The sequence below is a fragment of the Nitrospirota bacterium genome (genome assembly GCA_030645475.1).
GTDB lineage: Bacteria > Nitrospirota > Nitrospiria > Nitrospirales > Nitrospiraceae > Palsa-1315.
This window is the reverse complement of the sequence record JAUSMA010000014.1, coordinates 219,685-244,464: the sequence shown is the minus strand read 5'-3', so window position 1 is coordinate 244,464 and position 24,780 is coordinate 219,685. Positions and strand designations below refer to the sequence as shown.

Annotated in this window: 21 protein-coding genes; 13 read left to right on the top strand and 8 right to left on the bottom strand. The window is 55.9% G+C overall.

Going from position 1 to position 24,780, the window contains the following annotated elements; genetic code table 11:
- The first annotated feature begins 101 nt into the window (after positions 1-101).
- Together sucD and Q7U76_03045 are read left to right on the top strand one after the other, a co-directional pair.
- Positions 102-974, top strand: a complete 873-nt coding sequence (gene sucD / locus Q7U76_03050) for a succinate--CoA ligase subunit alpha (GenBank protein ID MDO8355352.1) — start codon at positions 102-104, stop codon at positions 972-974.
- A gap of 170 nt (positions 975-1,144) precedes the next feature.
- A complete protein-coding gene (locus tag Q7U76_03045; protein ID MDO8355351.1) occupies positions 1,145-2,779 on the top strand; it encodes a radical SAM protein in 1,635 nt (544 codons plus the stop codon).
- A 144-nt stretch (positions 2,780-2,923) separates the two neighbouring features.
- Here the strand turns inward: Q7U76_03045 and Q7U76_03040 are convergent, their stop codons facing one another.
- Complete coding sequence (locus tag Q7U76_03040; protein MDO8355350.1) at positions 2,924-3,892, bottom strand: VIT1/CCC1 transporter family protein; 969 nt, start codon at positions 3,890-3,892, stop codon at positions 2,924-2,926.
- Positions 3,893-4,122: 230 nt separating this feature from the next.
- Here Q7U76_03040 and Q7U76_03035 point away from each other — a divergent pair, with 230 nt between their 5' ends.
- Both Q7U76_03035 and Q7U76_03030 read left to right on the top strand, forming a co-directional pair.
- Positions 4,123-4,446: a PilZ domain-containing protein gene (locus Q7U76_03035; protein ID MDO8355349.1), complete on the top strand. Its 324-nt coding sequence runs from the start codon at positions 4,123-4,125 to the stop codon at positions 4,444-4,446.
- A 3-nt stretch (positions 4,447-4,449) separates the two neighbouring features.
- The gene (locus tag Q7U76_03030) at positions 4,450-5,442 is read left to right on the top strand and encodes a DMT family transporter (GenBank protein ID MDO8355348.1); all 993 of its coding nucleotides are present in this window, start codon (positions 4,450-4,452) and stop codon (positions 5,440-5,442) included.
- Between the two features lie 58 nt (positions 5,443-5,500).
- Here Q7U76_03030 and Q7U76_03025 read toward each other — a convergent pair whose 3' ends face one another.
- Together Q7U76_03025 and Q7U76_03020 are read right to left on the bottom strand one after the other, a co-directional pair.
- The gene (locus tag Q7U76_03025; GenBank protein MDO8355347.1) at positions 5,501-6,178 is read right to left on the bottom strand and encodes an OmpA family protein; all 678 of its coding nucleotides are present in this window, start codon (positions 6,176-6,178) and stop codon (positions 5,501-5,503) included.
- A complete protein-coding gene (locus Q7U76_03020) occupies positions 6,175-7,404 on the bottom strand; it encodes a hypothetical protein (GenBank protein ID MDO8355346.1) in 1,230 nt (409 codons plus the stop codon). The genes Q7U76_03025 and Q7U76_03020 overlap by 4 nt, the downstream gene beginning before the upstream one ends.
- Before the next feature lie 443 nt (positions 7,405-7,847).
- On the opposite strand from Q7U76_03020, the gene Q7U76_03015 reads away from it, so the two are divergent.
- The 3 genes from Q7U76_03015 (at position 7,848) to Q7U76_03005 (ending at position 13,146) form a co-directional block, all read left to right on the top strand.
- Positions 7,848-11,546: a PAS domain S-box protein gene (locus tag Q7U76_03015; GenBank protein ID MDO8355345.1), complete on the top strand. Its 3,699-nt coding sequence runs from the start codon at positions 7,848-7,850 to the stop codon at positions 11,544-11,546.
- On the top strand, positions 11,527-12,186 hold the full coding sequence (locus Q7U76_03010) for a response regulator transcription factor (GenBank protein MDO8355344.1): 660 nt from the start codon (positions 11,527-11,529) through the stop codon (positions 12,184-12,186). Before Q7U76_03015 ends, Q7U76_03010 begins: the two co-directional genes overlap by 20 nt.
- Before the next feature lie 171 nt (positions 12,187-12,357).
- Complete coding sequence (locus tag Q7U76_03005) at positions 12,358-13,146, top strand: response regulator (GenBank protein MDO8355343.1); 789 nt, start codon at positions 12,358-12,360, stop codon at positions 13,144-13,146.
- Positions 13,147-13,283: 137 nt separating this feature from the next.
- Here Q7U76_03005 and Q7U76_03000 read toward each other — a convergent pair whose 3' ends face one another.
- The 5 genes from Q7U76_03000 to metK all read right to left on the bottom strand — a co-directional run bounded on the left by Q7U76_03000 (position 13,284) and on the right by metK (position 18,416).
- A complete protein-coding gene (locus Q7U76_03000) occupies positions 13,284-13,736 on the bottom strand; it encodes a hypothetical protein (protein MDO8355342.1) in 453 nt (150 codons plus the stop codon).
- A gap of 340 nt (positions 13,737-14,076) precedes the next feature.
- The gene (locus Q7U76_02995; protein ID MDO8355341.1) at positions 14,077-14,877 is read right to left on the bottom strand and encodes a hypothetical protein; all 801 of its coding nucleotides are present in this window, start codon (positions 14,875-14,877) and stop codon (positions 14,077-14,079) included.
- A gap of 12 nt (positions 14,878-14,889) precedes the next feature.
- A complete protein-coding gene (locus tag Q7U76_02990; protein ID MDO8355340.1) occupies positions 14,890-15,579 on the bottom strand; it encodes a hypothetical protein in 690 nt (229 codons plus the stop codon).
- Between the two features lie 332 nt (positions 15,580-15,911).
- Entirely contained in the window at positions 15,912-17,168 is a 1,257-nt protein-coding gene (gene ahcY, locus Q7U76_02985) for an adenosylhomocysteinase (protein MDO8355339.1), read from the bottom strand.
- Between the two features lie 99 nt (positions 17,169-17,267).
- The gene (gene metK, locus Q7U76_02980; protein MDO8355338.1) at positions 17,268-18,416 is read right to left on the bottom strand and encodes a methionine adenosyltransferase; all 1,149 of its coding nucleotides are present in this window, start codon (positions 18,414-18,416) and stop codon (positions 17,268-17,270) included.
- Between the two features lie 317 nt (positions 18,417-18,733).
- Between metK and Q7U76_02975 the strand changes: the two genes are divergently transcribed.
- The 6 genes from Q7U76_02975 (at position 18,734) to Q7U76_02950 (ending at position 24,692) form a co-directional block, all read left to right on the top strand.
- Positions 18,734-20,176 (top strand): cytochrome c biogenesis protein ResB, encoded by a 1,443-nt coding sequence (locus tag Q7U76_02975; GenBank protein ID MDO8355337.1) that lies wholly within the window; start codon positions 18,734-18,736, stop codon positions 20,174-20,176.
- A gap of 99 nt (positions 20,177-20,275) precedes the next feature.
- The gene (gene ccsB, locus Q7U76_02970) at positions 20,276-21,190 is read left to right on the top strand and encodes a c-type cytochrome biogenesis protein CcsB (protein ID MDO8355336.1); all 915 of its coding nucleotides are present in this window, start codon (positions 20,276-20,278) and stop codon (positions 21,188-21,190) included.
- Positions 21,191-21,285: 95 nt separating this feature from the next.
- Positions 21,286-21,849 (top strand): TlpA disulfide reductase family protein, encoded by a 564-nt coding sequence (locus tag Q7U76_02965; protein MDO8355335.1) that lies wholly within the window; start codon positions 21,286-21,288, stop codon positions 21,847-21,849.
- A complete protein-coding gene (locus Q7U76_02960) occupies positions 21,849-22,385 on the top strand; it encodes a TlpA disulfide reductase family protein (protein MDO8355334.1) in 537 nt (178 codons plus the stop codon). The genes Q7U76_02965 and Q7U76_02960 overlap by 1 nt, the downstream gene beginning before the upstream one ends.
- Positions 22,386-22,602: 217 nt before the next feature.
- Complete coding sequence (locus Q7U76_02955) at positions 22,603-23,349, top strand: cytochrome c biogenesis CcdA family protein (GenBank protein MDO8355333.1); 747 nt, start codon at positions 22,603-22,605, stop codon at positions 23,347-23,349.
- A 140-nt stretch (positions 23,350-23,489) separates the two neighbouring features.
- Entirely contained in the window at positions 23,490-24,692 is a 1,203-nt protein-coding gene (locus Q7U76_02950) for a geranylgeranyl reductase family protein (GenBank protein MDO8355332.1), read from the top strand.
- Positions 24,693-24,780 lie beyond the last annotated feature (88 nt).

The window sequence follows — 24,780 nt, the reverse complement described above, 5'->3', positions numbered from 1 at the left end:
ATGTGCTCGCTCGACGGCCGCAGTCAGGGCCTTAACCCTGTCGCTCCCCTGGGGATGTTTTCCAGCCATAAGGGGACGAGTGGAAGAAAGAAGAGGACATTGTGAGCATTCTCGTTAATAAGCATACGCGGGTGGTGGTGCAGGGGATCACGGGGAAGGAAGGCTCGTTCCATGCGACGCAGTGTAAAGCCTACGGGACGCAGGTGGTCGCGGGTGTGACACCGGGCAAGGCCGGCCAAGAGGTCGAGGGCATTCCCGTATTCAATACGGTGCGCGATGCCGTGAAGAAATCGCAATGCGATACCTCGCTGATTTTCGTGCCACCGCCATTTTGCGCCGATGCGATTCTCGAAGCCGCCGATGCCGGCGTGAAGTTGATTATCTGCATTACCGAAGGCATCCCGGTGAACGACATGGTCAAGGTGAAGCGCGCCCTCTATGGCCGCGACGTTCGCTTGATCGGACCAAACTGCCCCGGCGTGATTACGGTCGATGAAGCGAAGATCGGCATCATGCCCGGTTTCATCCATAAGAAGGGGATCGTCGGCGTCGTCTCCCGCAGCGGGACTCTCACCTATGAAGCGGTCCATCAACTCTCGACGCTTGGCTTAGGTGAAACGACCTGTGTCGGTATCGGCGGCGATCCGGTCAATGGAACGGGTTTCGTCGATGTGTTGGCCCTGTTCGAGAAAGATCCCGAGACTCAGGGGATCGTCATGATTGGTGAAATCGGTGGCGACGCGGAAGAAAAAGCCGCTGCGTTTATCAAGAAGAACGTGAAGAAGCCGGTCGTGAGTTTCATCGCCGGAATCACGGCTCCGCCAGGCCGCCGTATGGGCCATGCCGGCGCCATTGTTTCAGGCGGGAAAGGTACCGCGGCTGAGAAAATGAAGACGCTCGAAGCGGCCGGTGTCCGGGTGGTGAAGAACCCGGCTGAAATCGGTCATGCCATCAAGCTGGCGCTCGGGCGGTAAGTCAGTCTCTCGTCTCGTCGTCCGTAAGATATTCAGTGAAGTGGGGATGGGTGAATGATCACCGCATCCCCACTTCTCATTTCAATCCTTCTCTCCCCACTCATTCTCAGTTCATCAGGACCTGGTAATTTCACTTCTCCTGCCCCCGTCATTCATGTTAGGGTGGATACATGCGTGTATTTCTGATCCATGTGCGTGACCCCCAGTTCTACGCCCTCCCGGCAAAAACCAGAGCAAAAAACGGCCGTATTAGAGTCATGGGTTTTCCGCCCATCGGCATCATGTCGCTTTCGTCGGTGCTCAAACAAGCCGGCCATGAATGTGTGATGTTCGATCAGGCGAATCCCGATACGCCGAACGAGGTCATCCTCGAAGAGATCAATCGGCAGCAGCCTGACCTGGTCGGCCTCAGTTTCCTCAGTACCACCAGCTATCCCTACGCGAAGATTTTAGCCCGTCAGATTCGTGCCACCAACCAGAAGGTCAAGCTGGCCTTCGGTGGCGTCTTTGCGAGCTTGAATGCCGCATTGGTCAAATTGCAGTGCCCCGAAGTGGATTTTATCTGCCGAGGCGACGGCGAGCAGTTGCTCCTCGACCTCCTTGAAAAGTTCGATGATCCCGCTTCGGTCGCCGGGTTGACCTGGGCCAAGGATGGCCAGGTCGTGCAGAATCCAGGACGGCCGATGGAGCGCCATCTCGATCAATGGCCTTTCCCTGACCGCGAAGGCCTTCCGCTCGACTTTGTGGAATCAATGCCGCTAGATGTGCCGGCGGTGCTGTCGATGGAGCGCTTTACGACGATGCAAACGTCGCGCGGCTGCCCCTGGCCCTGCGTATTCTGCGACATTCCAATTTTCAACGAAGGCAAGTGGCGCGCGAGGACAGCCGCCCATGTGGTGCGCGAACTCAAGTACCTCGAAGAATGCGGCTACGGGTCCGTCTATTTCGTCGACGACCATTTCCTTCTGCAGCCCAAGCGCATCGAGGCGATTTGCCAAGGCGTGATGGACGAGAAGCTCACGATTCAGTGGGGCATCGAAGGGCGAGTGGACTCCGTCGCGCAGCATTTGTTCCCCGCCATGGCCAAGGCCCATTGCCGGACGGTGATGTTCGGAATTGAAAGCGGGAGCCAGAAGATCCTCGATCGTCTGAAGAAAGAACAGACGTTGGAGGAAGTGGCGACTGCGGTGAAAAATGCCAAGCAGGCCGGCATTGAAATCGTTCATGGCTTCTTCACCGTGGGCAACCCCGATGAAACGGTCGAAGATATGAACGCTACGTTCGATCTGGCTTCTAAACTGCCGCTCGACACCTTCGGCTTCAATCGGCTCTGTGTGTATCGCGGGACTCCGCTCTGGCAGGAATATGTGAAGCGCGGTTTGGTCAGCGAAACCACCGATTGGTACAAGTATTTTAAGTGCTCGGAGATCGACCCGACCTGCTTGCCAGGCGAAGTGATCAACGAGGTCCGTCGTCAGGGGCTCAAGCGGCTCTTCATCTACAAGCTCCTGCACTATCCCCTGCAAACGGCTCGGCTGCTGCGGCGGTTTCTTCGCTTCATGCCGGCGCGTGATGTCGGGTATCTGATCATCAAGCCGTTCCTGGGCCAGAAGAAAGGCGCCACGAAGGCAGAGGTGCTTTCACGGGCAGTCGAGCATGCCGAGATGAAAGATGCTGCGGCACAGATGACTCAGATGACGGACGAAGTGCTTCAGCATGTGATGGAAGAGTCCCGGCTGGAGCGGTTACGCATTCAGCAGGAAGCGGAAGGGTCGCGCGAGTTACCCATGGTCCACGGCCGCTAAGGCAGGATGCTGAACAGGTCCGCCAGCATCGTTCTCGGCTCGCAAGAATCCTCAACGTACCCCTGAGGGTACGCCTCCGGTTCTTGCTCCGCCTGCGGCCTTGCTGGACGAACGTGTTGAGCATCCTGCAAGTCGGCTCTCGTGCTACACCGCAATCCCCCAGATCTGTTTCGCCGCCAACCCAATTGCATAACTTACGCTCACCGCGACGGTGATGATCACGAGATTCAGCAGGATCCGGCGTTTCATCTCCATTCCTGACAAGAACGCAAGAATCGACGAGACGAGGATGACCATGGTCCCCGCCGTCAGGACGGACACCAGCGCATCTTTCGCGCCGAAGAGTACGGGGAGCACCGGAACCAAGGCGCCGATGACATAGGCTCCGCCGACAAATAAGGCTGACTTCAACGGCTGTTCCTGCATCTCCGCTGAGCCGGTCTCTTCTCCAAGGAATCGCTTTTTCGCCGCTTCCATCGCCCGTACTTCTTTTTCGGAGTTCAGCGCTAGAAACGCCCCGGCTCCCATCGACAATGCGCCGGCCACTGCGGTGGTCGAGGCGGCGATCAAGACGGTGACGGCGTCGCCAAAGGCGCCGAAGAACCCGCTCACGGCTCCAAGAATTTCCACCAGCCCGTCATTGAGGCCCAGGAAGATATTGCGGATCTTTTCTGGATTGATTTTTCGCTCGGTCAGTTTTGTGACGAGCACATCCTCATGTTTGAACTCGTCTTGCAGGATCCCCTTGAGGGCTTCGCCCAGGGGCTGATCCTGGTAGGAATTCCAGAGGGCGAGATATTTTCTGACCCCGTAGACTTCGATGGCTTCCAGGACGAGATGGACTGCCGTGGACCCGAACAGGCGGCAGAGCCATATGAAGCACCACAGCTTCAGTTGTCGGCCAGGATTCAGGCGATCTAATTTGAGGTCGAAGAATTTTTGCCAGAAGGCCAGGTGTCTGGTTTCAATCAGCACTAATTCATCTAGTGTATTTCTGGCATCTGCATCCGTCGAAATATCCCGCAGTGCTTTGTAGAGCGAAAGGTCGAAGAGCTCATCCAGGATGAGCAGCCGTGCGAGCTTGGGGTCGTCGCGGTGAGCGGTAGGGATCATGCCATTCCAACGGATTGAATTCGTTGAAAGATCTGCGGATGGTCTGGTGGATTATAGCAGAGGTTCATCAGGTTCTCGCCCACAAACTCCAGCCGTCTGGCGTAGTCTCAGGGCCGATGTTCTAGGGCTATCGAGGGCCTGCTATACTTCGGAAGGACTCGTTCCTCTTCATTCCTCTCGGTCCTGCAAGGATAGATCATGAGCCGGACGTATGAAAGGTCACTGACGACATGACGCAGAAGCGGGAATTCTTCAGAGTCGCGATCGAACGGAATGGCCAGGTCAGTCGAGGGGCTGAGGTTGTTCCCTGCGAAGTGCTCGACCTTACGGAAAAGGGATTTCAGATCCGCACGGATCTCGCTGGTGCAATTGGAGACAGGCTTGATCTCGAATTCCAGCTGACCAAGGGAGCCCCGATCCACTGCACGGTCGAGATTACGTACGCGGCGGCGCCTCAATTTGGCGCCCGCATCACCAGCATTTCTCCCGCGCACCAACATTGTCTGACTCAGTTCATCGAGCAATTGAATGTACTCAATCTGACAGGGTTTTAATTCATGGCGACCAGTTCAGGTGAAGCGAACGGTTCGTCAGGGGAGTCGCCGAGCCTTCAGCCATTCGTCTATCTTATCAGCGCCGTCCTGCTCCTCAGCACGGTACCGACCGTCACGAAGTTTGTCTTCACGCACAGTACGGTGGATCCGCTGGGGATGGCCCTTATCAGGGTGATGATCGGGTTCGCCTTTTTGCTCGCGATTACCCTCGCGCAAGACCGGAGAGGGCTGAGTGGGTTGACCGCTGGGGATTTGCTCAGACTGACGCTCTTGGGAGCGCTCGGGGTCGGGTCCTATGTGATTGCGGCCTGGGGTCTTCGCCTCACCAGCGTCACCCATTACATTGTGATCTACAGTCTGCTCTCACCGGTTACGGCACTATTTAGTGTGGTCCTGCAAAAGAGCCAGAGTCGTCCGCTCAAGATTGTCGGTATTGTGACGTCTTTGGTTGGTGGCGGGATCGCGATGTCAGAGAAACTGTCAAACTTTCAAGCAAATTTCGGATTTGGAGATTTCTTGATTCTTGTCTTTACGATCATGATGGCTGCGCACCTGGTGGGGAGTGCCGACATCGTGAAACGCTTCGGGGCTATGACCGCCAATACGGTCATGTTCGGCAGCAGTGCGTTGTTGCTGGCGGTCGCGGCGTTGGTCTGGGGGCATCTGCCGACCGACGATCTGTCGATGCCGATCGCTTCCTCCGTGCTGTACATCGGAGTGGCCACGGCCTCCGTCTTCCTCTTGCGCTATCGCGCGCTCCAAACCATTTCCCCTGCGACAGTTGCGGTATACCAGAACCTGACCCCTGTCTGTGCGATTCTGTTTGCCTGTCTTTTCTTGGGCGAACCGTTCCAGCTTCATGCGATGGTGGGTGGTGCGATCATTCTCGTCGGCGCCGAATTGGTTCGTCAGGCCAGTCAGCCTCAATTGAGCACCAGTTATCTCTGGGCGAAACGTCGTCTCGGCAGCTTAGCTGGCTCCCGCATGTCCGCCTGATCTGTTTCGCCGGTCCATTTCCAAACATGGGTTTTCTCGTCCCTGCGGCCGGCAGCGATCACAGCGCCTTGGTTGGACGCTCTAGATGATGCCGCTGTTCGGCAGAACGAAGTCGAATCTTGAAAATCACCCGGCGGCTTTTCTCGCGATTGACGATTGCCGCCGCATCATAGATCAGGTCTTGTCTGCCGCGTCCGGTCGCCGACGTGATTTCTTGAAAACATTGATAGGCTGATGGCTCTTTGGTCTGAATGATCTCCATCCCCTTCACCATGACAGCCAGCGAGCGCTCCTGACTCAACTTGAGATTCAAGGCATCGCTGCCGTGATCATCGGTATGGCCTTCGATGGCGAGCGAGTCGATCTTGTCACGCAGTGGCCCGCACAAGGCCCCCACATAGAAGGGGAGGGCCTCTGCGAGAAACTCATCCGCAGTCGAGGATAACGTGCTTTTTCCGAACTCAAACGTCAGCTTGTTTTCCGGGACGACAATCAGGAGCGCGAGAGGGTCGCGGGGGTCCGCATCGAGCGAGAGCCCCAAGCGCTGGATGTGGTCTTGTAGCGCCGTCTGCACGTCCTCTCTATTGCCTTGGAGCTCAGACTGTGCGGCGGAGGAGGTTTTGGTGATCTGTGCGGCGAAGAGCAGGATGAACACGACTGCGAGCGAGGTCATGAGATCGGTGATGCCGATGGTGGTATGGGAGGCGCCGGCTCCCTGTGCGGTTGTGCGCGTCATTCGGAGGGCCCTTGCGTGGACACGAGCGCTCGCTTCGGCCAGAACCGGCTGCCTTCGGAGCGCCCGCTACCAGTCGCGGTTCGCTGCGGGCTGAGCCTGTCCGTCAGGTGGCTCATGAGATCGTCGAATCTCGCCGTCGCCTGGGTCTGCTGGTTGTGCATTGTCTTGAGCAACGTGGTGAGCTCATGAATCGAGTCGTGGAGTGCGGTCATCGGCGCCGTGAATTCTTCACGGATCACGCGCGGGAGTTCAGTCGTCATGCGGCGTCCGGCTGCCTGCTCCTCTTGTTTCAATTTTGTAAAGGATCGAACTGCCGAGGTCAGCTCAGCAAGAGGAGCCGTCAGGCTGTCTGTGCTCATCCCTCCGACACGTTCCCTCGGTTCTCCACCGGCAGTCTGCAGGCTTTTTCCCTGCGCCTGATGCATCGGCGTGAGTTGCTCGAGCATCTGCTCCATGGTCTTTCGGGGAAAGAGTTTGTCGATGAGGCCGAGGAACGAATGATGTGCGTTCATCAGCCGGAAGACCATCGGTTTTTCGATGAGCGTGAAGAGATTGGCGGCGATGAGTCCGACGATGGACGTGAGGAATTTCCCGGCCAATCCGTTGATGAGCCCTTGAATGCCGGCGATCTCTTGCCCCTCCGCGTGAAGTTTGCTGAGACCGATAAACAAGGCGAGGAACGTCAGCAGCAAGCCGATTCCCGTCACCAGGGAAGGCAGTTGGCTGTAGAAGGCCAGATTGACGCGATGGCTCAGTAGCGTGTCCTGCGTGAAGATATCTTCTGCGCGGCGGGTGCTGAAAATGCGTGGTTCCACGAACCAGGGGACATGCTCCAGGATCAGCGTTTTGCGGAATTGGCCCCAGGGCTGCCGAAACATGGGCTCTTGCTGCATGGCCGTTTCAAGGGCGGTCAGGTCGTCGCAGTCAATCCGTTTGGGCGCTGATGCGGGTTGCCCGGCTGGGGCCGTGAGTCCCACCAGCGCACGACTCGTGAAGCGCTCACGATCCAAGTCTCCACGCTCATTCGCCAGGGTGGTCAGCATCGGTCGCACTCGATCAAACGGACGCTGTGCGCCGGATATTTCCCTGCGTAGCCGCATGACTTGCCAGAGGAAGAAGAGCACGATCCCGAACGACCCAAGCCAGCTCAACATCGGGCTTTGGGGCCCTCCGAAGAAGGAGGCATCACGGCTCAAGAATTCCCACAGACTGGATGTATCGATCATCGCATCCTCAGTTATTGCACGATGGCTCGTAAAGGCTTCGATCCAGGCAAAGCTCTCTCAACTTCCGTGCCGCGCACCACAGAGGACGAATCTCTCAAAAGTCCCTCAATTTGTCTGCTGCGTGGAATCTGAACATCGGTTGCCAGGCAAAGAATGCCGATGATATCGGCACATTTGGCCTCTCTGAGCCAGAAAGGCCCAGCAGGCTGTCTGTCATATATGGAGAACGGGGCACCTTGACAAAATACCTATATTAACGTACCTCCACCAGTCATTCAGTGGCTTGCGATCCACAATGTTTCGGACCTGGGTAGGAGAAGGGTCTCATCCTCTATGCGAAAGTTCCGTCCGAATCGCCCATCAGTCCTTGCCCTTCCTTCAGGATGCGTGTCTTCTTTCTCTCAAGTGGTCACCGGTCTATAGCGAGGCATGATCTCATACCCATGACACAGATACTGAAGCGTCAGCCTCGGTGGGTGCCCATCACGATTGTTCTCGGAACGGCGACGGCCTATGAGCTGGCATTTGCGTCCCTGCATCAGCTGGCGGGTGATGGTGTGGCTGTATTCACCGTAATCCCGGTGGCCGTGGCAGGATGGCTGTTGGGGTCTCGTGCTGGCCTTGTTGCCGGACTGCTCGGGAGTACGCTGAATATCATGAACTTCACGCTAGTGGGGAAGATCGGGTGGGAGGTTGTGATTGGACGGTGGCCGGCCCTGCTCGCGGGTCTCGCGCTTGGTTTGATGGCAGGCTGGGCAGGCGAACGTGCAGCCCATGCCACACGAGAGTCTCGTGAGGCAAATCAAGAACGGGACAAGTTTTTCGACCTCTCCATGGACCTTCTCTGCATCGCGGAAACCGACGGCTATTTCAAACGACTCAATCCGGCATGGGAACGAGCGCTGGGGTTCAGCCGAGAAGAACTGTGCTCGAAACCCTTTATCGAATTCATTCATCCCGATGACCGTTCTCGCACACAAGACGTCATGGAGAAGCTGTCGCGCGGGGAGCCGGCCATCAACTTCGACAATCGATATCGGTGCCTTGATGGGTCCTATCGATGGCTGAGCTGGATTACTCCGGCTCCGGAACAGGAGCCGCCGATGTTTTACGCGGCCGCTCGCGACATCACCGAACGCAAACGGATCGAAGAGGCGTTGCGCGAGAGCGAGGAGCGTTACCGGCTCCTCACTGAGGCCACGTTCGACGGCATCGCCATCCACGATCAAGGGATCATGATCGAAGCCAGTTCAGGTTTGGAACGGATGTTCGGGTATGGCCCGGGAGAACTCATTGGGAAGCATGTGCTGGACCTGGTGGCCGACGAATCCCGCGAGATGGTTATCGCCAATATGAGGCAGGGAGGGCAAGGTCCCTACGAATCCGTGGGACGGCGTAAAGACGGCTCGATATTCTATGGAGAAGTCGTCGTCAAACCCTGCCGGTATAAGGGGCGGGATCTCCGCCTCGTGGCGGGCCGCGACATTACCGAGCGCAAGCAGATGGAACAGGCGCTGCGGCAGGCGAACGATGAGTTGGAACAGCGGGTGGCTCAGCGAACGCAAGAACTCCTGGTGGCGAACGACGCCCTTTGCCACGCCCGAGCATGGCAGCGCGACTTGATCGAAGCGATTCCGGGGATCGTGTGGGAGTGCAACGCGCGGACCTGGCGGTTTTCGTTCGTCAACCACCAGGCCGAATTGGTGCTCGGCTATCCCGTGCAGCACTGGCTCGATGAGCCGGACTTTTGGCAAACGCACATACACCCGGATGATCGAGACTGGGTCATCGAGTATTGCCTCGTATCTTTACGGGACACACGCAAATACTCGTTCGATTACCGGATGATTGCAGCCGATGGACGAACCGTGTGGCTCCAGGACGTTGTGACGGTAGAGACCGACGAGCAGGGCCCGGCAATTCTGCGGGGTATCATGCTGGATATCACCGAGCGCAAGCGGACGGAGCAGGCGCTGAAGGAAGCACATGCCGCTGTGGAGCTGGCCGTCGAAGGGATTTCGAAGCTGGATGACCAGGGGCACTACGTTTCCGTCAACGAGCAGTACGCCGCTATGGCGGGATACCGTCCGGAGGAATTGGTGGGGAAAAGCTGGGAGACGACGGTCCATCCGGACGATCGTGTCTCTGTCGGCGTCGCGTTTCAGCAGATGCTGACCTGCGGCAAAGGGGAAACTGAATTGCGGGGAGTGCGGAAAGACGGAACGATTTTCTATAAGCAGATTGTGATTATCAAGCCTGACGGGCATCTGTCAGGTATGTCCGGGCATTACTGTTTCATCAGAGACATCACCGAGCGCAAGCAGGCGGAGGAGGCATTGCGGGAAAGCGAAGCACGTTTCCGGGGCCTGTTCGAAGAAGTGCCGATCGCCTATCAATCGCTGGACATCGAGGGGCGGTACCTCGATGCCAACAAGGGACTGTGCACATTGCTCGGATACTCCCCTGATGAGCTGCTGGGCAAGCCGTTCGACGACTTCTGGTCCCCTGATCTGCGGCAGTTTTTCCAGGACGAATTCGGCAGTTTGATGAAAAGCGGCGGCGAGATTAAGCATCTCAGACTCAGGAGAAAGGACGGGAAGGAAATCTCCGTCATTCTGAACGGCCGCGTCCAGCGCGACCCAAGGGGGAACTTTCTGAGGACGCATTGCATCCTGACCGATATCACGGACCAGAAATTGATCGAGGAGAACTTGCGCCGCTCGAAGATCTTCATCGACTCCGTGCTTGAAAATCTCCCCAGCATGATTTTCGTGAAGGATGCGAAGGATCTTCGTTTTTTGCGTTTCAATAAGGCGGGGGAAGAGCTGTTGGGATATCGCCGGGATGAGCTCTTGGGCAGAAACGACTACGACATCTTCCCGAAAGAGGAAGCCGACTTTTTCATAACCAAGGATCGGGAAGTCCTGCGCAGTGGCTGTCTGCTGGATATTCCGGAAGAGCCCATTCAGACCAGAGGAAATGGATTGCGGTTTCTCCACACGAAGAAGATCCCAATCTGCGGCACCGATGGTACGCCACAATATCTATTGGGCATCTCGGAGGACATTACCGATCGCAAGCAGGCGGAGGAAGCACTTCAGCAGAACGACGCTCGACTAAATGCAGCGCAGCGCATCGCGCATATTGGAAGCTGGGATCTGGACTTGGTCGAGAATATACTCACTTGGTCCGATGAAAATTATTGTATCTTCGAGATCGACTCCGCGCATTTTGGAGCTTCCTATGCGGCTTTCCTTGAGCTGGTGCACCCTGATGACCGCCAATTTGTCAACGAGTCCTATACTGAATCGGTCGCCAACAGGACTTGTTATAATATCGAGCACCGGCTGCTCATGTCCGACGGGCGGGTCAAGTTCGTTCACGAGCAATGCGAGACGTTTTATGCGCCGGATGGCCGCCCAACTCGCTCGATCGGTACGACTCAAGACATCACTGATCGCAAACAGGCGGTAGAGGCATTGCGAAAGAGCGAAGAACAGCTTCGCAAAGTGCTCGAAGAGCGGGAGCAGCTTTCCCAGGACCTCCACGACAACATCATTCAAACCATCTATGCGATTGGCATGAGTCTTGAGGAATGTCGCTATCTCGTTCAAGAAGACCGTCGGGCGGCCGACAAGAAGCTGGAGCATGCCGTCGGTTGCTTAAACAGGGTTATTTCAGATGTTCGGATGTATATCGTGTGGGACAAGCATGAAGAGGTGAGCGGGCAACAGTTCTGTGCGAAGTTGGCCGAGCTGGCGGTGACCATGGAGAGTATGCAGGGGATCCGTTTTTCACTCCATCTCGCGGTGGAAGCCGCTCGGCGGTTGACTCCGTTGGGCGCGTTTCATATTCTTCACATTGTGCAAGAGGCGATGAGCAACAGCCTTCGCCACTCAAAGAGCCGAAGCGGTCACGTCTCCCTGCAGATGGAAGAAGGGCGCATCCGTCTTGAGGTCAGCGACGACGGTATCGGCTTCAATCTTGAGGAGGCTTCCGGACAGGGGCACGGATTGCAGAATATGGCTGCGCGAGCGCACAAGCTTGGCGCGAATTTTCAGATCATCTCAAAGCCTGGATCGGGGGCTCAGATTCTCGTCGAACTCCCGCTGGAGGATCAGCATGCTAGCGCAAGCAGTTAAGCCGATTCGGTTGCTCCTTGTGGACGACCATGAGGTGGTCCGTATGGGCCTGGACACGTTGTTCCGGAGAGCCGGGACGGTTCAGGTTGTGGGTGAGGCCAATTCCGTCGCCTCCGCCGTCACCGAGGCGATCCGACTTCGCCCCGACATTGTCCTGCTGGACCTCCGCTTGCCTGACGGCAGTGGCATTGAAGCCTGCCGGGAGATTCTGGGGACATGTCCCGGCACAGATGTCGTCTTTCTCACGTCGTTTGCGGATGAGCATGCGGTGTTGTCGACCACGTTTGCCGGTGCGAAAGGGTATCTCTTGAAAACGATCGGAGGGGCGGCATTGGTTCAGGCCATTCACGCCATAGCCGGCGGGCAGTCCATTCTCGATCCCGCCGTGACTGAGTCTGTCCTCGCTCGTATGCGATCCCTTTCGACGATGGACGCCAATGGCCAAAATGTAATGTTGTCTCCTCAAGAGCGACGGATCTTGCCCTTGGTGGCCGACGGTAAGACCAACAAGGAAATTGCCGTCGCTCTCGGTCTGAGCGACAAGACCATCAAAAGTTATCTCTCCAACATCTTTGATAAACTGCAAGTCACCAGCCGCACGCAAGCCGCCGCCATGTTCCTCAAGCAACACTCCGACTAGCTCCATTCGGCGGTAGCTGAGTACCGCCGAAAAGCCTACGCTCCCATCGCCTTCCGCCGATACCCCGTTCTTCGCTTTTGGTCCATAGTGCCCGGAAGCGGGGATTGGATCTATGGTAGTGGCAGCAAGAGCCATGTGTGGCGAAATCAATCAGAGAGTCGCCAGAGGCTGATGGCGACGATTCTTCTGATTGCAGAAGAAGGGATACTGCTTGAGCAGCTGGATGCCGCATTACGCCTGTTGGGGCATACGATCACCCTCGCAACCGAGGTACAGACGGGGTGGATGCTGTTCGAGTCAACGCATCCCGGCATCACCATACTGAGCCTCGACTTTGCAGAAGCTGCTGGGATTGATCTGCTCCGGAAGCTGCGGGCCGCCGATCCTGAAGCGGTTGTCATCGGGTTAACAGGGGATGAAACAGGCGAGCAGTATCGTGCAGCCCGTGAGTTGGGCGCCAGCGTGGTACTTCAGAAGCCGTTCATGCCGGCGGATTTGGACCAGGCCCTTCGCCAGCTGTCACCATCGGCTGACTCTGCTGGTCCAAGTGGCTGCCCAATGGCCTCTGTCCTTGTCGTCGATGATGAGGTGCCGATCCTGCAACTCCTTCGCAAGACGCTCAAAGGGGCTGGCTACCAGGTCTGGGAGGCATTATCAGGGACTGAGGGCCTGCGCCAGGTCTGTGCACAGCCCATTGATGTGGTGATCACCGATATCCTGATGTCAGACATGGATGGTCTGGAGATGATCGGGGAGCTGCATCGGAACTTCCCGAAAATCCGGATCATCGTGATATCCGGCGGAAGCAAATACTTGAATTACTGTGCTGTAGCCAAGATGTTGGGTGCCCACGAGACACTAAACAAGCCGTTTGAGCTGCAACAGCTCCTGGATGCAGTCGCCCGGCAGGTTGGCGAGATATCTCAATCGGATAGCAGGGCGACCGACCCCTCCTCGTAGACGTTCACACCACAGGACGAATCCTCATCACGAGAGTATCAAGAAACTCTATGAGTTCGACTGGGTGAGGCCTGGCGTGGGATTCAACAACCCTATGGGGGATAGCTCGGACCAAAACGGAGCGTTGGAACGATTGCTTAACGCAATGAAAAGACCAGGACCGCGAGCCATACGATGGCGAACACAAAGGGTGAGAACAGCAGATACCACTTCGACGGAACTGCGCCAAAGGTTCTTGAAAGAGGCGAGACACGTTCCCGATAGGGTGTGGTCTGGAGGATCGAAAATCGGGAGTCGTTGGGGTATCGCGATTGGAGCTCTTGCAGCTTATGCTGCCAGATGTCTTGGAACAAGACCGTTCTCCCGATCGAGAACATCCAGATCAGACAGAAGACCGCCGCAGCCAAGTAGACATACCACTTCGACCCGCTCACGCCGCCGCTGATGTTGACCGCAGAGGCCAACAGACCGTTCACCGCCAGCAGCATTTGCAGCTTGGTCGTCTTGATCGGATTTTCCTTCGACCATAAATCGAGGAGCACCTTGTAATTCAGGTAATCCTGCTCGATGTGGTTTCCCTGGTCGCTCATCGTGCAATCTCCGAGATTAACTCGTGTGGAGCATAGGCGTGAGAGATGCCCGAGCAACGATAAGCAAATAGGACCATTCAGTCAATAGCGTATCCGCACGGGACGGCAGATGGCTGCTAGCCGATGGCGTATGGTTCGGAACGAAACGGGGTTCTGAGAAGAGCTTATGGCAGATAGCCTATAGCTCGGAGCAAAGCGTGGAGTCGAAATCACGAACGGACTCGTCCGTCGCCATCCGCGGTCCCCGCGCCTCCGGTGACCTCCGCTCCTGCCAGCCTCCACCACCTGCGACAACAGAAAATTCAGAATGTCCCCGTTTTTCATTCACAGACTTAGCTAGTTATAGCCTTGACCGCCAATCTCGTAGAACCTGCGAGAGATCGCTAGCCGCCGCATAAACATCCAGGGGTACCGCTGGGGCATTTGCCCCAATGGTCTTTAACCAACTTATCGTCTCAATAGCTTCCTTGCCTATCTGAACCAAGAATTGATCGGGATAGTTCTTTGCCAAATGGGCTACTGCTTCTTCGGAGAATCCGTTTGGCGAAAGTAAGCACAGCACGTCAGCAGAGTAAAATTTTAGAGCGTCCACCGCTTTGCATGCTGTTCTCTTGTCCAAGGTAGCATTCTCAGGAACTGTGTAGAAAATGTGTCGTTTGGCTTTTAGAACAAAGAAGAAGCTAACTCCAGAGACACACCAATGATCCAAGAAGCCGAGTCTCACCTTAGGAAAATCGTTCTCTGGTTCCGCATGGTATAAGAAAAACGAAACCGAATCCCAAAAATATTTCAAGTAGTGCTTTCGCCAATCCTTCTCAAAATCAAGGACCGCTCTGTCATAGGATTCCACCTTCTCATATTGTTTCGGTTTGCGCAGAAAGAGACCGCTCACAGCGTAAAGAATGCCCATGACAAAAGCCCACCCAATTAACGAAAAGAAGGCCACTAGTGCTAATCGAGCAAGAGTATTTTCGGTATTTAGCGGTAGCAACGCCCACACTACGAAGCAGATACTTAGGATCACGGTACCGCGAGAGGCAATGAGATACAGCAGATGGTCTCGTCTTGATTTGACTGTTCTGAGAGTTTCCAGATGCTCTTCAGTCAAACCGACGGTTTGAGGAGTTGGTCGAGTCAGCATAGAAGAGAGCCTTCACACCACTGGTATGCGCGGGGTCTCGACTCCAAGTAGTCGTTTCAGTTCTACCTTTATCTTGTTTTCCAGTTCGTCTAGCCTGGCTTCCCAGCTATCTCCCAAGGCCTGGAATTCCTTGATCGCAGCAAGAGCATTAACTCTTCCCTCTCTAACGGCACGGACAAGCTCTTCAAACCGCTCTTGAATCCCTTTCTCTGAATACATTCTTACGAGATCATGAAGAAGCGTTTCAATGTTGTCAGGTAACCATGTATGAAGCGGCTTAGATTGAATCTCTAACTGATATCCGCAGTCTCCAAAGAATCTCTTGGTGGCCATAATAACTTGATCAAAAAGAGGAGACATGGCCCCCGCTAAGACCGTTCGCGGTTTCTGTTTCTTAAGCATTGTGTCGAGTAAGTGAGCAAACAGCTCTTCATCTCCCTTGGCGCATATAAGCACAACCTTCGCGGCCATCCTGCTTTCTCCTGCGGATTTTTGGGTGTCACCAATGAGACGAATTAGAGATTTACATGCTGAAAGTCTATCGCTTGCCGATTCTTCTGTTAGGCTGTATTGACGCTTGACCTCGGCTTTGACCAGTTCAGGTATCCATGTCTTGGCATAAAGTTTTATTCCCCAAATGGTAATTGGGAGAGTGAGCGTGAGTACCACTAGAACGATTTGCACTACATCATAGACGCCCATATACGGCTTTCCTCACGGACGTTCTCCGCTACTCGATACCCTGCTTCCTCCGCCTCTGCCGCGCTATTAAACGCTACTCTATTCCGTGGTGCAACTGGCTGTAAGCGGGGGAAGGTGTCAGCCACCGCTATACCGTGAGCACAAACAAAAAGGCCACCGTTTCCGGTGGCCTTTCCGTTTACTTTCTCTCCGTAGGTGCGAAGTAGATGCTCTTAACTGTGCGCATTTACCGAACCCAATCCGAATGCAGGATGCTCAAAATGGCATCCCTGCAAGGCCGCAGGGAGTCCGGCGACTGAGAACGACGCTGGGGGTCATTTTCAGCATTCCTGCTAGGTGCCCATTTCCCACGACGCAAGATACTTCACTTGATCTTTCGTCAACGTATCGATCTTCATCCCCATGCCCGCGAGTTTGAGCCTGGCGATTTCCTTGTCGATCACCGGGGGGACCGGGTAGACCTTCTTTTCCAGCTTCTTGTAATTCTTCACCAAGTACTCGGCCCCGAGCGCCTGGTTCGCGAAGCTCATGTCCATGACGCTGGAAGGATGGCCCTCGGCCGTTGCCAGGTTCACGAGCCGTCCCTCGCCGAGGAGGCTGACCCGATGGCCCGTCTTCAGCGTGAATTGCTCGACGCCCGGTCTGATGAGGCGCTTTCTCTTGCTTAATTTCTCCAAGGCCGGAATATCCAGCTCGACGTTGAAGTGGCCTGAGTTGCAGACGATGGCCCCTTCCTTCATCGCCGCGAAGTGCTCACTGCGAATGACTTTGAGGTTGCCGGTGACCGTGACGAAGAAATCGCCGATCAACGCGGCCTGTTCCATCGGCATGACGCGGAACCCGTCCATGACCGCTTCAATCGCCTTGATCGGATCGATCTCGGTGACGACGACGTCGGCGCCCATGCCCTTAGCGCGCATCGCGATCCCGCGTCCGCACCAGCCGTAGCCGGCGACGACGAAGGTGGTGCCGCAGATCAAGCGGTTCGTGGCGCGGATGATCCCGTCGATCGTGCTCTGGCCGGTCCCGTAGCGGTTGTCGAACAGGTGCTTCGTGTCGGCGTCGTTCACGGAGATGACGGGGAACTTCAGTACTTTCTTCTCGGCCATGCTGCGGAGCCGGATGACGCCGGTGGTGGTCTCTTCCGTGCCGCCGATCACATACTTGAGCAAATCCTTCCGCTTGGAATGGATGAGCGAGACGACATCGGCTCCGTCGTCCATCGTGATTTGCGGCTTGTGGGCGATTGCCGATTGAATGTGCTTGTAGTAGGTCTTGTTGTCTTCGCCTTTAATGGCGAACGTCGGAATGCCGTCATGTTTCACGAGCGCCGCTGCGATCTCGTCTTGGGTGCTCAGCGGATTAGAGGCGCAGAGCCGGACATCGGCTCCGCCGGCCTGGAGCGTCTTCATCAAATTGGCGGTTTCGGTCGTCACATGGAGACAGGCGGTCATGCGCAGGCCCTTGAAGGGCTTTTCCTTCAGGAAGCGCTTTTTGATCAGCCGCAGCACCGGCATGGTGGCTTCGGCCCATTCAATCTTGAGTTTGCCCTGGTCTGCTAACTTCATATCCTTCACATCGTATTCCACAGATGCCTCCTTCTCAAAAGCGTCAATCGTCAATGGTGTTCAGAAAAAGGGGGGCCGGATTTTTCAATCCGGCCCCCCCTGTCATCGGTCCGGTCTAAACTATAGACCTGCGTCTTTGCGCAAGATTTTGGCCTTGTCGGTCTTTTCCCAGGTGAATTCCGGCTCGTTCCGGCCGAAGTGCCCATAGGCGGCGGTCTTTCGGAAGATCGGCCGGCGGAGCTTGAGATGGTTGATGATGCCAAGTGGGGTCAAGGGGAAGTGCTTCCGCACAAGCTTGTCCAGATTCTCGACCGCCACCCTTTCCGTGTCCATCGTGTCGACCAGCACTGAGACTGGATCGGCGACGCCGATTGCATAAGCGAGCTGTACTTCGCATTTTCTAGCTAGCCCGGCGGCGACGATGTTTTTCGCGATGTAGCGGGCCATATACGAGGCCGACCGGTCCACTTTCGTGGGATCCTTGCCGGAGAAGCAGCCGCCGCCATGGCTGCCGTGACCGCCGTAGGTGTCGACGATGATCTTGCGGCCCGTCAGCCCTGTGTCGCCCATCGGACCGCCGACCACGAAGCGGCCGGTAGGATTGATGTGGTGTTTCACGCTCGTTGGATCGTAGAGCCCTTTCGGCATCATGGGGCGGATGACTTTCTCCATGATGTCGCGTTCGATCTGCTTGTTGGTCACGTCGGGGCTATGTTGGGTCGACACGACGATGGTGTCGATCCGGACCGGTTTCCCGTTCTTGTACTCCACGGTGACCTGGGATTTTCCATCGGGACGGACCCAAGGGAGGATGTTTTTCTTCCGGACTTCGGCTAGCCGCTTGGTGAGCCGATGGGCGAGGACGATCGGCATAGGCATGAGTTCGGAGGTCTCGTCGCTGGCAAAGCCAAACATCAGTCCCTGGTCGCCGGCGCCACCGGAATCCACGCCCATGGAAATGTCGCCGGACTGTTGGTGAATGGCAGTGAGGACGGAACAGGTATGGTAGTCGAAGCCCCAGGCGGCGTCGCAGTAGCCGACGTCTTTAATGACCTCGCGAATGATATCGGGAATCTCGACATAGGCTTTGGTGGAAATTTCACCCGCCACGAAGGCAATGCCGGTTGTGAGCATTGTTTCGCAGGCGACCCGGGCAAACTTATCTTTTGCGATGATCGCATCCAGGATTCCGTCGGAGATCTGGTCGGCGATCTTGTCGGGATGTCCTTCTGTCACAGACTCTGATGTGAACAGGTAGTTAGTTCTCATTGGCTCCTCAATGGTCGGTTGGCGATAACCCACGTATTACCATGGAATACTAGTATGAGCGCGCCTCCTTTGTCTATTTCTTTCATATCCTGGATATGTCTAGCGCGGCATCGCACAGGCTTGCTTGACACCCCTTTTCGGGCACTTGTAAGATCACCGCGCTTTGCAACTCTCGCCTCTTTTCTCTGCGACGCCATAAGGGCGCGTCTGGGATTGGCCTTCTCTCCCCGGGCCACGATCGTTCTTCTGTGTAAGGCCGCGTATCCAACGAGCGGTGACAGGCTGTGCCTCGTGATGAGAAAGGGATTGTCAATACGATGAATGGTCAGTCGGACGCGATTCCCGAACGACAGAGCCCCCGATCCCCCGCTCCAAGGCTGGGATGGGAGGAGTTCTCCCGCGAACTCGTCGAGTTCTTCGCCTCGATCAAGCTGGCGATGTTCCTGTTTCTGTTCATCGCCATCACTGCCACGATCGGGACGGTGATCCAACAGAACGAACGGCCGGAATCCTATATTCAAGAGTACGGAGAGAATACCTATCGGTGGTTTCTCCGGCTGGGGTTCATCGACGTCTATCACACCTGGTGGTTTACCAGTCTCCTCGGGCTCCTCTGCGTCAACTCGCTTACCTGTTTCTATAAGCGATTCCCCGGTGTTTGGCGGTCGATGAAACAAGACCGGGTCAGCGTATCGCTGGACTTTGTGAAGGGGATGAAGCAGCAGGCTGAGGTCTCGATCGCAAGCAGCAAGGAAGTCGTGTCCCAGCAGTTGGCCCAGCATTTTATCGAAAAGGGCTACAAGGTCCTGGCGAAAAATGACCCGGGTGAGGTGACGATCTATGCGACGAAAGGGGTCCTGGGACGCGTCGGCGCGCATATGGCGCATTTGAGTGCGACCGTGATTATCGTCGGTGGTCTGATCGGCACCTATTACGGTTTCCAGGAGTTCGGGGTCTGTCTCGAAGGGCAGACCTACCATATCCCGCGGGGCAACTTCGACATCAAGGTCGATAAATTCTGGATCGACTATCACGAGAACGGGTCCGTGAAGTCTTACAACAGTACTCTGACTGTTATTGACGGGGGCAAGTCGGCTGTTACCAAGACCATCTCGGTCAACGATCCCCTCGTCTACAAAGGCATTTGGTTCTATCAATCCAGTTACGGGGATTCCTGGGATCAGGTCGAGGTGGCGCGGGTCAACATTAAGGATAAAGCGACGGACAAGGTCCTCAAGACCGTCGATCTGGAGTGGCACAAGGAGCAGGCGGTTGCGGATCTCGATCTGAAGCTATCGATCACCGATTTCGTGGCGGACTTTGCCTTCAATTCGACGGAGAAGAAGGTATTTTCCAAGACCGTGGAACATGCGAATCCCGCGATTAGATTGGCGGTGAATGAGCGGAGCTCGGTCCAGTCGACGCCCTGGGTGTTCTATCAGTTCCCGGACCTCTTCGATATTAAAGAGTCGAAATACCAGTTCGAATTGGTGGCGTACAAGCCGAAGAAATTTACCGGTCTTCAGATCGCCAAGAATCCCGGAATCAATATCGTCTGGACCGGCTCGACCATGATCGTGGTGGGGATTACCCTCTCGTCCTTTATCTTCCACCGCCGGATCTGGATGAAGATCGTTCCGGCTCCGGAGGGGGTGACGGTCTATGTCGGCGGCACGACGCACAAGAGCCAGATCGACTTTCAGCGGGAGTTTCGAAAGCTGACGGAGAAGCTCCGCACCTTCTCGGCCTCTCCAGTGTAAGCCGTGACGCGATGAGGCTCTGGTTGAGTAGTCAAACTGCCGCTGTATTGAGTATGATGACAATTGGTACGTTGGCCTGAATCGATCGCGGAGGACACGATGGTCCGATCCCTGTTTCTGTTCGACATGACGTTTTGGCTCTATCTTGCCGCGCTGACCCTCTATATTGCCTATCTCTTTGCGCGCCGTCCGGCGATGGCCTTGGCTCCTGCCGGTCACTCAACGGATAACTTCGATGAACGCGACGGAGCCTGGGCTACGCAGTTGGGTCAGATCGCCACCTTGATTACGGTGTTCGGGTGGATTGTGAATACCGGTGCCCTGTTCACGCGAGCCTTCGAGCGGATGCAGACGTCAGGAACCTTTGCCCCCTGGTCCAATCAGTTCGAGGCGATGGCCTATGTGTCCTGGGCGATCATTCTGGGCTATGTGCTGTTGGAGTTGCGCTACAAGATCAAAGCCATCGGCGCCTTTGTGGTGGGCATCGGGTTCATTGCGATGGGTGCGGCGTCGCTGTTGCCCTATCGATATCAGACGGCCGAACCGCTCGTGCCGGCGTTGAATAGCTATTGGATTTATATCCATGTGTCGATCACGCTGACCAGCTATGCGGCATTTGCGATGGCCGGGGGCCTGGGCGTGATGTACCTCTTTAAGGAGCGGGCGGAACGACGGGGGAGCACCTCCCGCTTCTACGCCGCCTTTCCGGATCTCGAGACCATCGATGAGTTAGGTTATAAAGCCATTACGGTCGGTTTTCCCTTGCTGGCCTTCGGCATTATCCTTGGGGCGATGTGGGCCAACTATGCATGGGGCGGTTATTGGAGTTGGGATCCGAAAGAGACCTGGTCTCTGATCGTCTGGCTGATCTACGGAGCCTACATCCATGCCAGGATGACGCGCGGGTGGGAGGGGCACCGTGCCGCTGTCTATGCGATCTTCGGCTTCTTGATGGTCGTCTTTTGTTTTTGGGGTGTGAACTTCTTGCTCTCAGGCCTCCATGCCTATGCATAAGATTTCTGTGGTTGCCTCACATTCAGGTCACCATGACTGAACCATCGATCTCTACATCTTCTGTTGCCTCGCCTGCGTCAGGAGGCTCACGCCTCTTGATCGTCTTGGTCGGCGCCGCCATTCTCGCGGTGGTGTTCGGAATCGTGTGGATGCAGAGCGCTCAGTATGAGCTGTTGACGGTGGGGAAGCCGGCGCCTGACTTTGTCCTGACCGATCTGAACGACAAATCCCAGAAGCTCTCGGACTTTCGCGGCAAGGTGGTGTTTCTGAATTTTTGGGCGACCTGGTGCAAACCCTGCCGTGAAGAAATGCCTTCGATGGAAGTGCTCCATAAAAACTTCGAGAAGGACGGCCTGGTGGTTCTGGCGGTCAGCATCGATCGCGTGACGACGACTAAAGACATTCCTCCGTTCATCAAGGGCATGAATCTGACCTTCCCTGTCTTGATCGATTCCTGGGGAAAGACCGATAAGCCCTATAAACGTATGGGCGTACCGGAAACGTTTATCATCGACCAGCAGGGCGTCATTCGAGAGATTGTGATCGGGCCGCGGGACTGGACAAGACTCGATAGTCTGCAAGTGTTGACCAAGTTGCTCAATGTGACTCCCAAAGCCGCCGATGCTCAATCATTGGATGGTGGAGCGAGGAAGGGATGATGAGGTTGGTCATTGTTGGAATCGTGGCCATGCTGATGGTTACGCTGGTGGGGATCGGTGGGGCGGCAGCGCCGGATATTCTGCCGGTTGCTGAACGCAACGCCGTGAAGCTGGGTGAGCCAGCCCCGAACTTTCGCCTTCGAGATTTGAACGGCCAGATGGTTTCACTGTCTGACTTGCGTGGCAAAGTGGTGTTGTTGAATTTTTGGGCAACCTGGTGCGGCCCTTGCCGGGTGGAGATGCCGGCGATGGAAGAGCTCTACCGGACATTTTCACGGAATGATTTTGAAATTCTCGCTGTGTCTACCGATGCGCAAGGCGCATCGGTCACCAGGCCGTTTCAGCAAGAGAACCACCTGACGTTCCCCATCCTCCACGATGCCGATTATCGTGTAGGCTTGACCTATGGGGCCAGGAGTCTTCCTATGACCTTTATGGTCGACCGGCAAGGAATTGTCAGACACCAAATTTTTGGCGCGCGCGACTGGGCAGCGGCGGAGGCACATCAGCTGGTGCAGATGTTGATGAAGTCCTAGCAGGATGCTGAAACAGTCCGTCAGCATCGTTCTCGCATCGCTCAGAGGCTCAACGTACCACAAGGGTACGCCTCGCCTCTTCGCTCGCTGCGGCCTTGCTGAGCGGACTGTTTGAGCATCCTGCGTGGATTTCGCCTGTTGTTTCAAATAGGCAGATCAGTAAATTTTCGGCGCACTCATAGCGTATTTTCGTAGCCTGCTAGGAGCCTGTCAGACATTGTCGCAATCGATCACGAATATTTCTCTTGTGGCGGCCTTTTCGGCCGGCTTGCTGTCGTTTGTGTCGCCCTGCGTGCTTCCACTGGTTCCCTCGTACATTTCCTACATTACCGGGCTCTCCATCGAACAACTCACCGATTCGACGGTGCGATCGAAGTTTAAGAAATCCATCGTCGTCAATGCCCTGTTGTTTATCGCCGGATTTACCACTGTCTTCGTATCTTTTGGCGCCTCTGCCAGCTTCATCGGACAGGCGTTGATTACCTATCAAGATCACATTCGACGGATCGGCGGAATCCTGATCATCATCTTCGGTCTCTACTTATTGGGGATCTTGAATATCAGCTTTCTGAAGATGGAACATCGTTTCCAATTCAGAAGCCGGCCGGTTGGGTATGTGGGGTCGTTCTTGATCGGTATCGCGTTTGCCGCAGGCTGGACGCCCTGCGTCGGGCCGGTGCTCGGGACTATCTTATTGTATGCCAGCACCACTGATTCGTTGTTGAACGGGGTCTTGTTGCTGACGAGTTATTCGATGGGATTGGGATTGCCGTTGTTTCTTACGGCCCTGGGAGTCGATCGATTTCTCGCCTATTTCAAGCAGGCGCGCCTGTATTTGTGGGGAGTTTCGACCGTGAGTGGGGTGTTGCTCATCATCGTGGGCGTCATGATTTATGCCAATACCCTCACGATGATTACCGGATTTTTAGAACGGCAGGGAATTGGTTGGTACCTCGGTCAGTGATCAGAATGCCAGACTACCAACGTAGGGCAGACTGCGTCAGCGGAGCTCCTCTTCCAGCGTCGACTCCCGGTAATCTCAATCCAAATCTCAGCACTCAGAACTGAGGCCTCAGCACGCAGGGGTTAGACGGTCTTCTTCCAATGTCAACGCTGTCCAACGTCAACGTCTACGATGCCTTGGTTGTCGGTATGGGGCCGGCTGGCGCCACCGCTGCCTATCAGTTGAGTCGAGCCGGGCTGTCTGTCCTCGGACTCGATAAGGCGACGCATCCACGATACAAGGTTTGCGGTGGCGGGTTGTCGGCCAGGATAGACGGCATCCTGGAAGACGATTACAAGTCGGTCGTTGAGCAGACGATCTACGGCATACAGTTTTCTTACCGCGGCGCGGACCCCTTCTTCCTCGATTCCTCCAGCCCGATCGCTTACATGGTTATGCGTGACCGGTTCGACTGTTTCCTTGCGGAGAAAGCGAGGCGAGCGGGCACCGAGGTGCACGAAGACGAGCTGGTGATGTCTTGCCTGCAGCTTCCAGACGGCGTTGAAGTGACGACGGATCGTGGCCGGTATGTGGCGAAGGTTCTGATTGGGGCGGATGGGGCGAATAGCATGGTGGCGCAGCAGTTATTCCCGGGACGCCGGAGCCGCCGGATGGCGGCCTTGGAGAGTGAAGTCCCGATCGGAATCGCACCCCAGTATCCCGGCACCGGTCGTGCGCTCATCGATATCGGTGCGACGCCCGCAGGGTATGCCTGGATTTTTCCGAAGCAGGAACGGCTCTCCATCGGCGTGGGGGATCTTCGCGGAGGGCTCGCGAGTCCGAAGAAGGTGTTCGATCAGTTCGTGCAGCATGAGCAGGGATTGGCTTCATGGAAGGTTCCGCATCCGACCGGCCATCCACTCCCGGTCTTCAGTGAGTATGGCGAGGCCGATCGGGAGTCAGTCGGATTAGTGCGAGGCCGCGCCTTACTGGTGGGAGATGCGGGGCATCTGGTCGATCCCTTATTCGGCGAAGGCATTTATTACGCAGTACGGTCGGGGCAGCTGGCCGCAGAATCGATTCTGAACCAGGTCAAGGATTCGCGATATTCGCTGGCCGAGTACGAAGATGCCGTCAGGCATGAGATTTACGAGGAGTTTCTGGTGGCGGCTCGTGTGGCGAGTGTTGTCTATTCGTATCCGCGTTTCTGCCACCACCACCTGCCCCGTTATCAACACATCGTCATGCTCTATTACGACGTACTCCGTGGGCGTGAAACCTACCGTACGTTTTATGCCAAGGCGAAGAGTCTGATCAAATTATCCCTCAAGGACTTGCTCCTCGAAGCCGTTTCGTTCCGTTGAGCGCATCGTAGCGGACCGCATTTTCTGCTGTTGGATCACGAACGACAATCAAGAGATGTGGAAGTCTGCTGAGAGCGAAATGTTGATT

Coding starts and splice junctions, on each gene's coding strand:
- Q7U76_03015 (MDO8355345.1), top strand. CDS start 7,848: ATGACACAGATACTGAAGCGTCAGCCTCGGTGGGTGCCCATCACGATT.
- Q7U76_03035 (MDO8355349.1), top strand. CDS start 4,123: ATGACGCAGAAGCGGGAATTCTTCAGAGTCGCGATCGAACGGAATGGC.
- Q7U76_02975 (MDO8355337.1), top strand. CDS start 18,734: ATGAATGGTCAGTCGGACGCGATTCCCGAACGACAGAGCCCCCGATCC.
- Q7U76_03005 (MDO8355343.1), top strand. CDS start 12,358: ATGGCGACGATTCTTCTGATTGCAGAAGAAGGGATACTGCTTGAGCAG.
- Q7U76_02995 (MDO8355341.1), bottom strand. CDS start 14,877: ATGCTGACTCGACCAACTCCTCAAACCGTCGGTTTGACTGAAGAGCAT.
- ccsB (MDO8355336.1), top strand. CDS start 20,276: ATGGTCCGATCCCTGTTTCTGTTCGACATGACGTTTTGGCTCTATCTT.
- Q7U76_03030 (MDO8355348.1), top strand. CDS start 4,450: ATGGCGACCAGTTCAGGTGAAGCGAACGGTTCGTCAGGGGAGTCGCCG.
- Q7U76_03010 (MDO8355344.1), top strand. CDS start 11,527: ATGCTAGCGCAAGCAGTTAAGCCGATTCGGTTGCTCCTTGTGGACGAC.
- Q7U76_03040 (MDO8355350.1), bottom strand. CDS start 3,892: ATGATCCCTACCGCTCACCGCGACGACCCCAAGCTCGCACGGCTGCTC.
- Q7U76_03020 (MDO8355346.1), bottom strand. CDS start 7,404: ATGATCGATACATCCAGTCTGTGGGAATTCTTGAGCCGTGATGCCTCC.
- Q7U76_03025 (MDO8355347.1), bottom strand. CDS start 6,178: ATGACGCGCACAACCGCACAGGGAGCCGGCGCCTCCCATACCACCATC.
- Q7U76_03000 (MDO8355342.1), bottom strand. CDS start 13,736: ATGAGCGACCAGGGAAACCACATCGAGCAGGATTACCTGAATTACAAG.
- Q7U76_02990 (MDO8355340.1), bottom strand. CDS start 15,579: ATGGGCGTCTATGATGTAGTGCAAATCGTTCTAGTGGTACTCACGCTC.
- Q7U76_02950 (MDO8355332.1), top strand. CDS start 23,490: ATGTCAACGCTGTCCAACGTCAACGTCTACGATGCCTTGGTTGTCGGT.
- Q7U76_02960 (MDO8355334.1), top strand. CDS start 21,849: ATGAGGTTGGTCATTGTTGGAATCGTGGCCATGCTGATGGTTACGCTG.
- Q7U76_03045 (MDO8355351.1), top strand. CDS start 1,145: ATGCGTGTATTTCTGATCCATGTGCGTGACCCCCAGTTCTACGCCCTC.
- metK (MDO8355338.1), bottom strand. CDS start 18,416: ATGAGAACTAACTACCTGTTCACATCAGAGTCTGTGACAGAAGGACAT.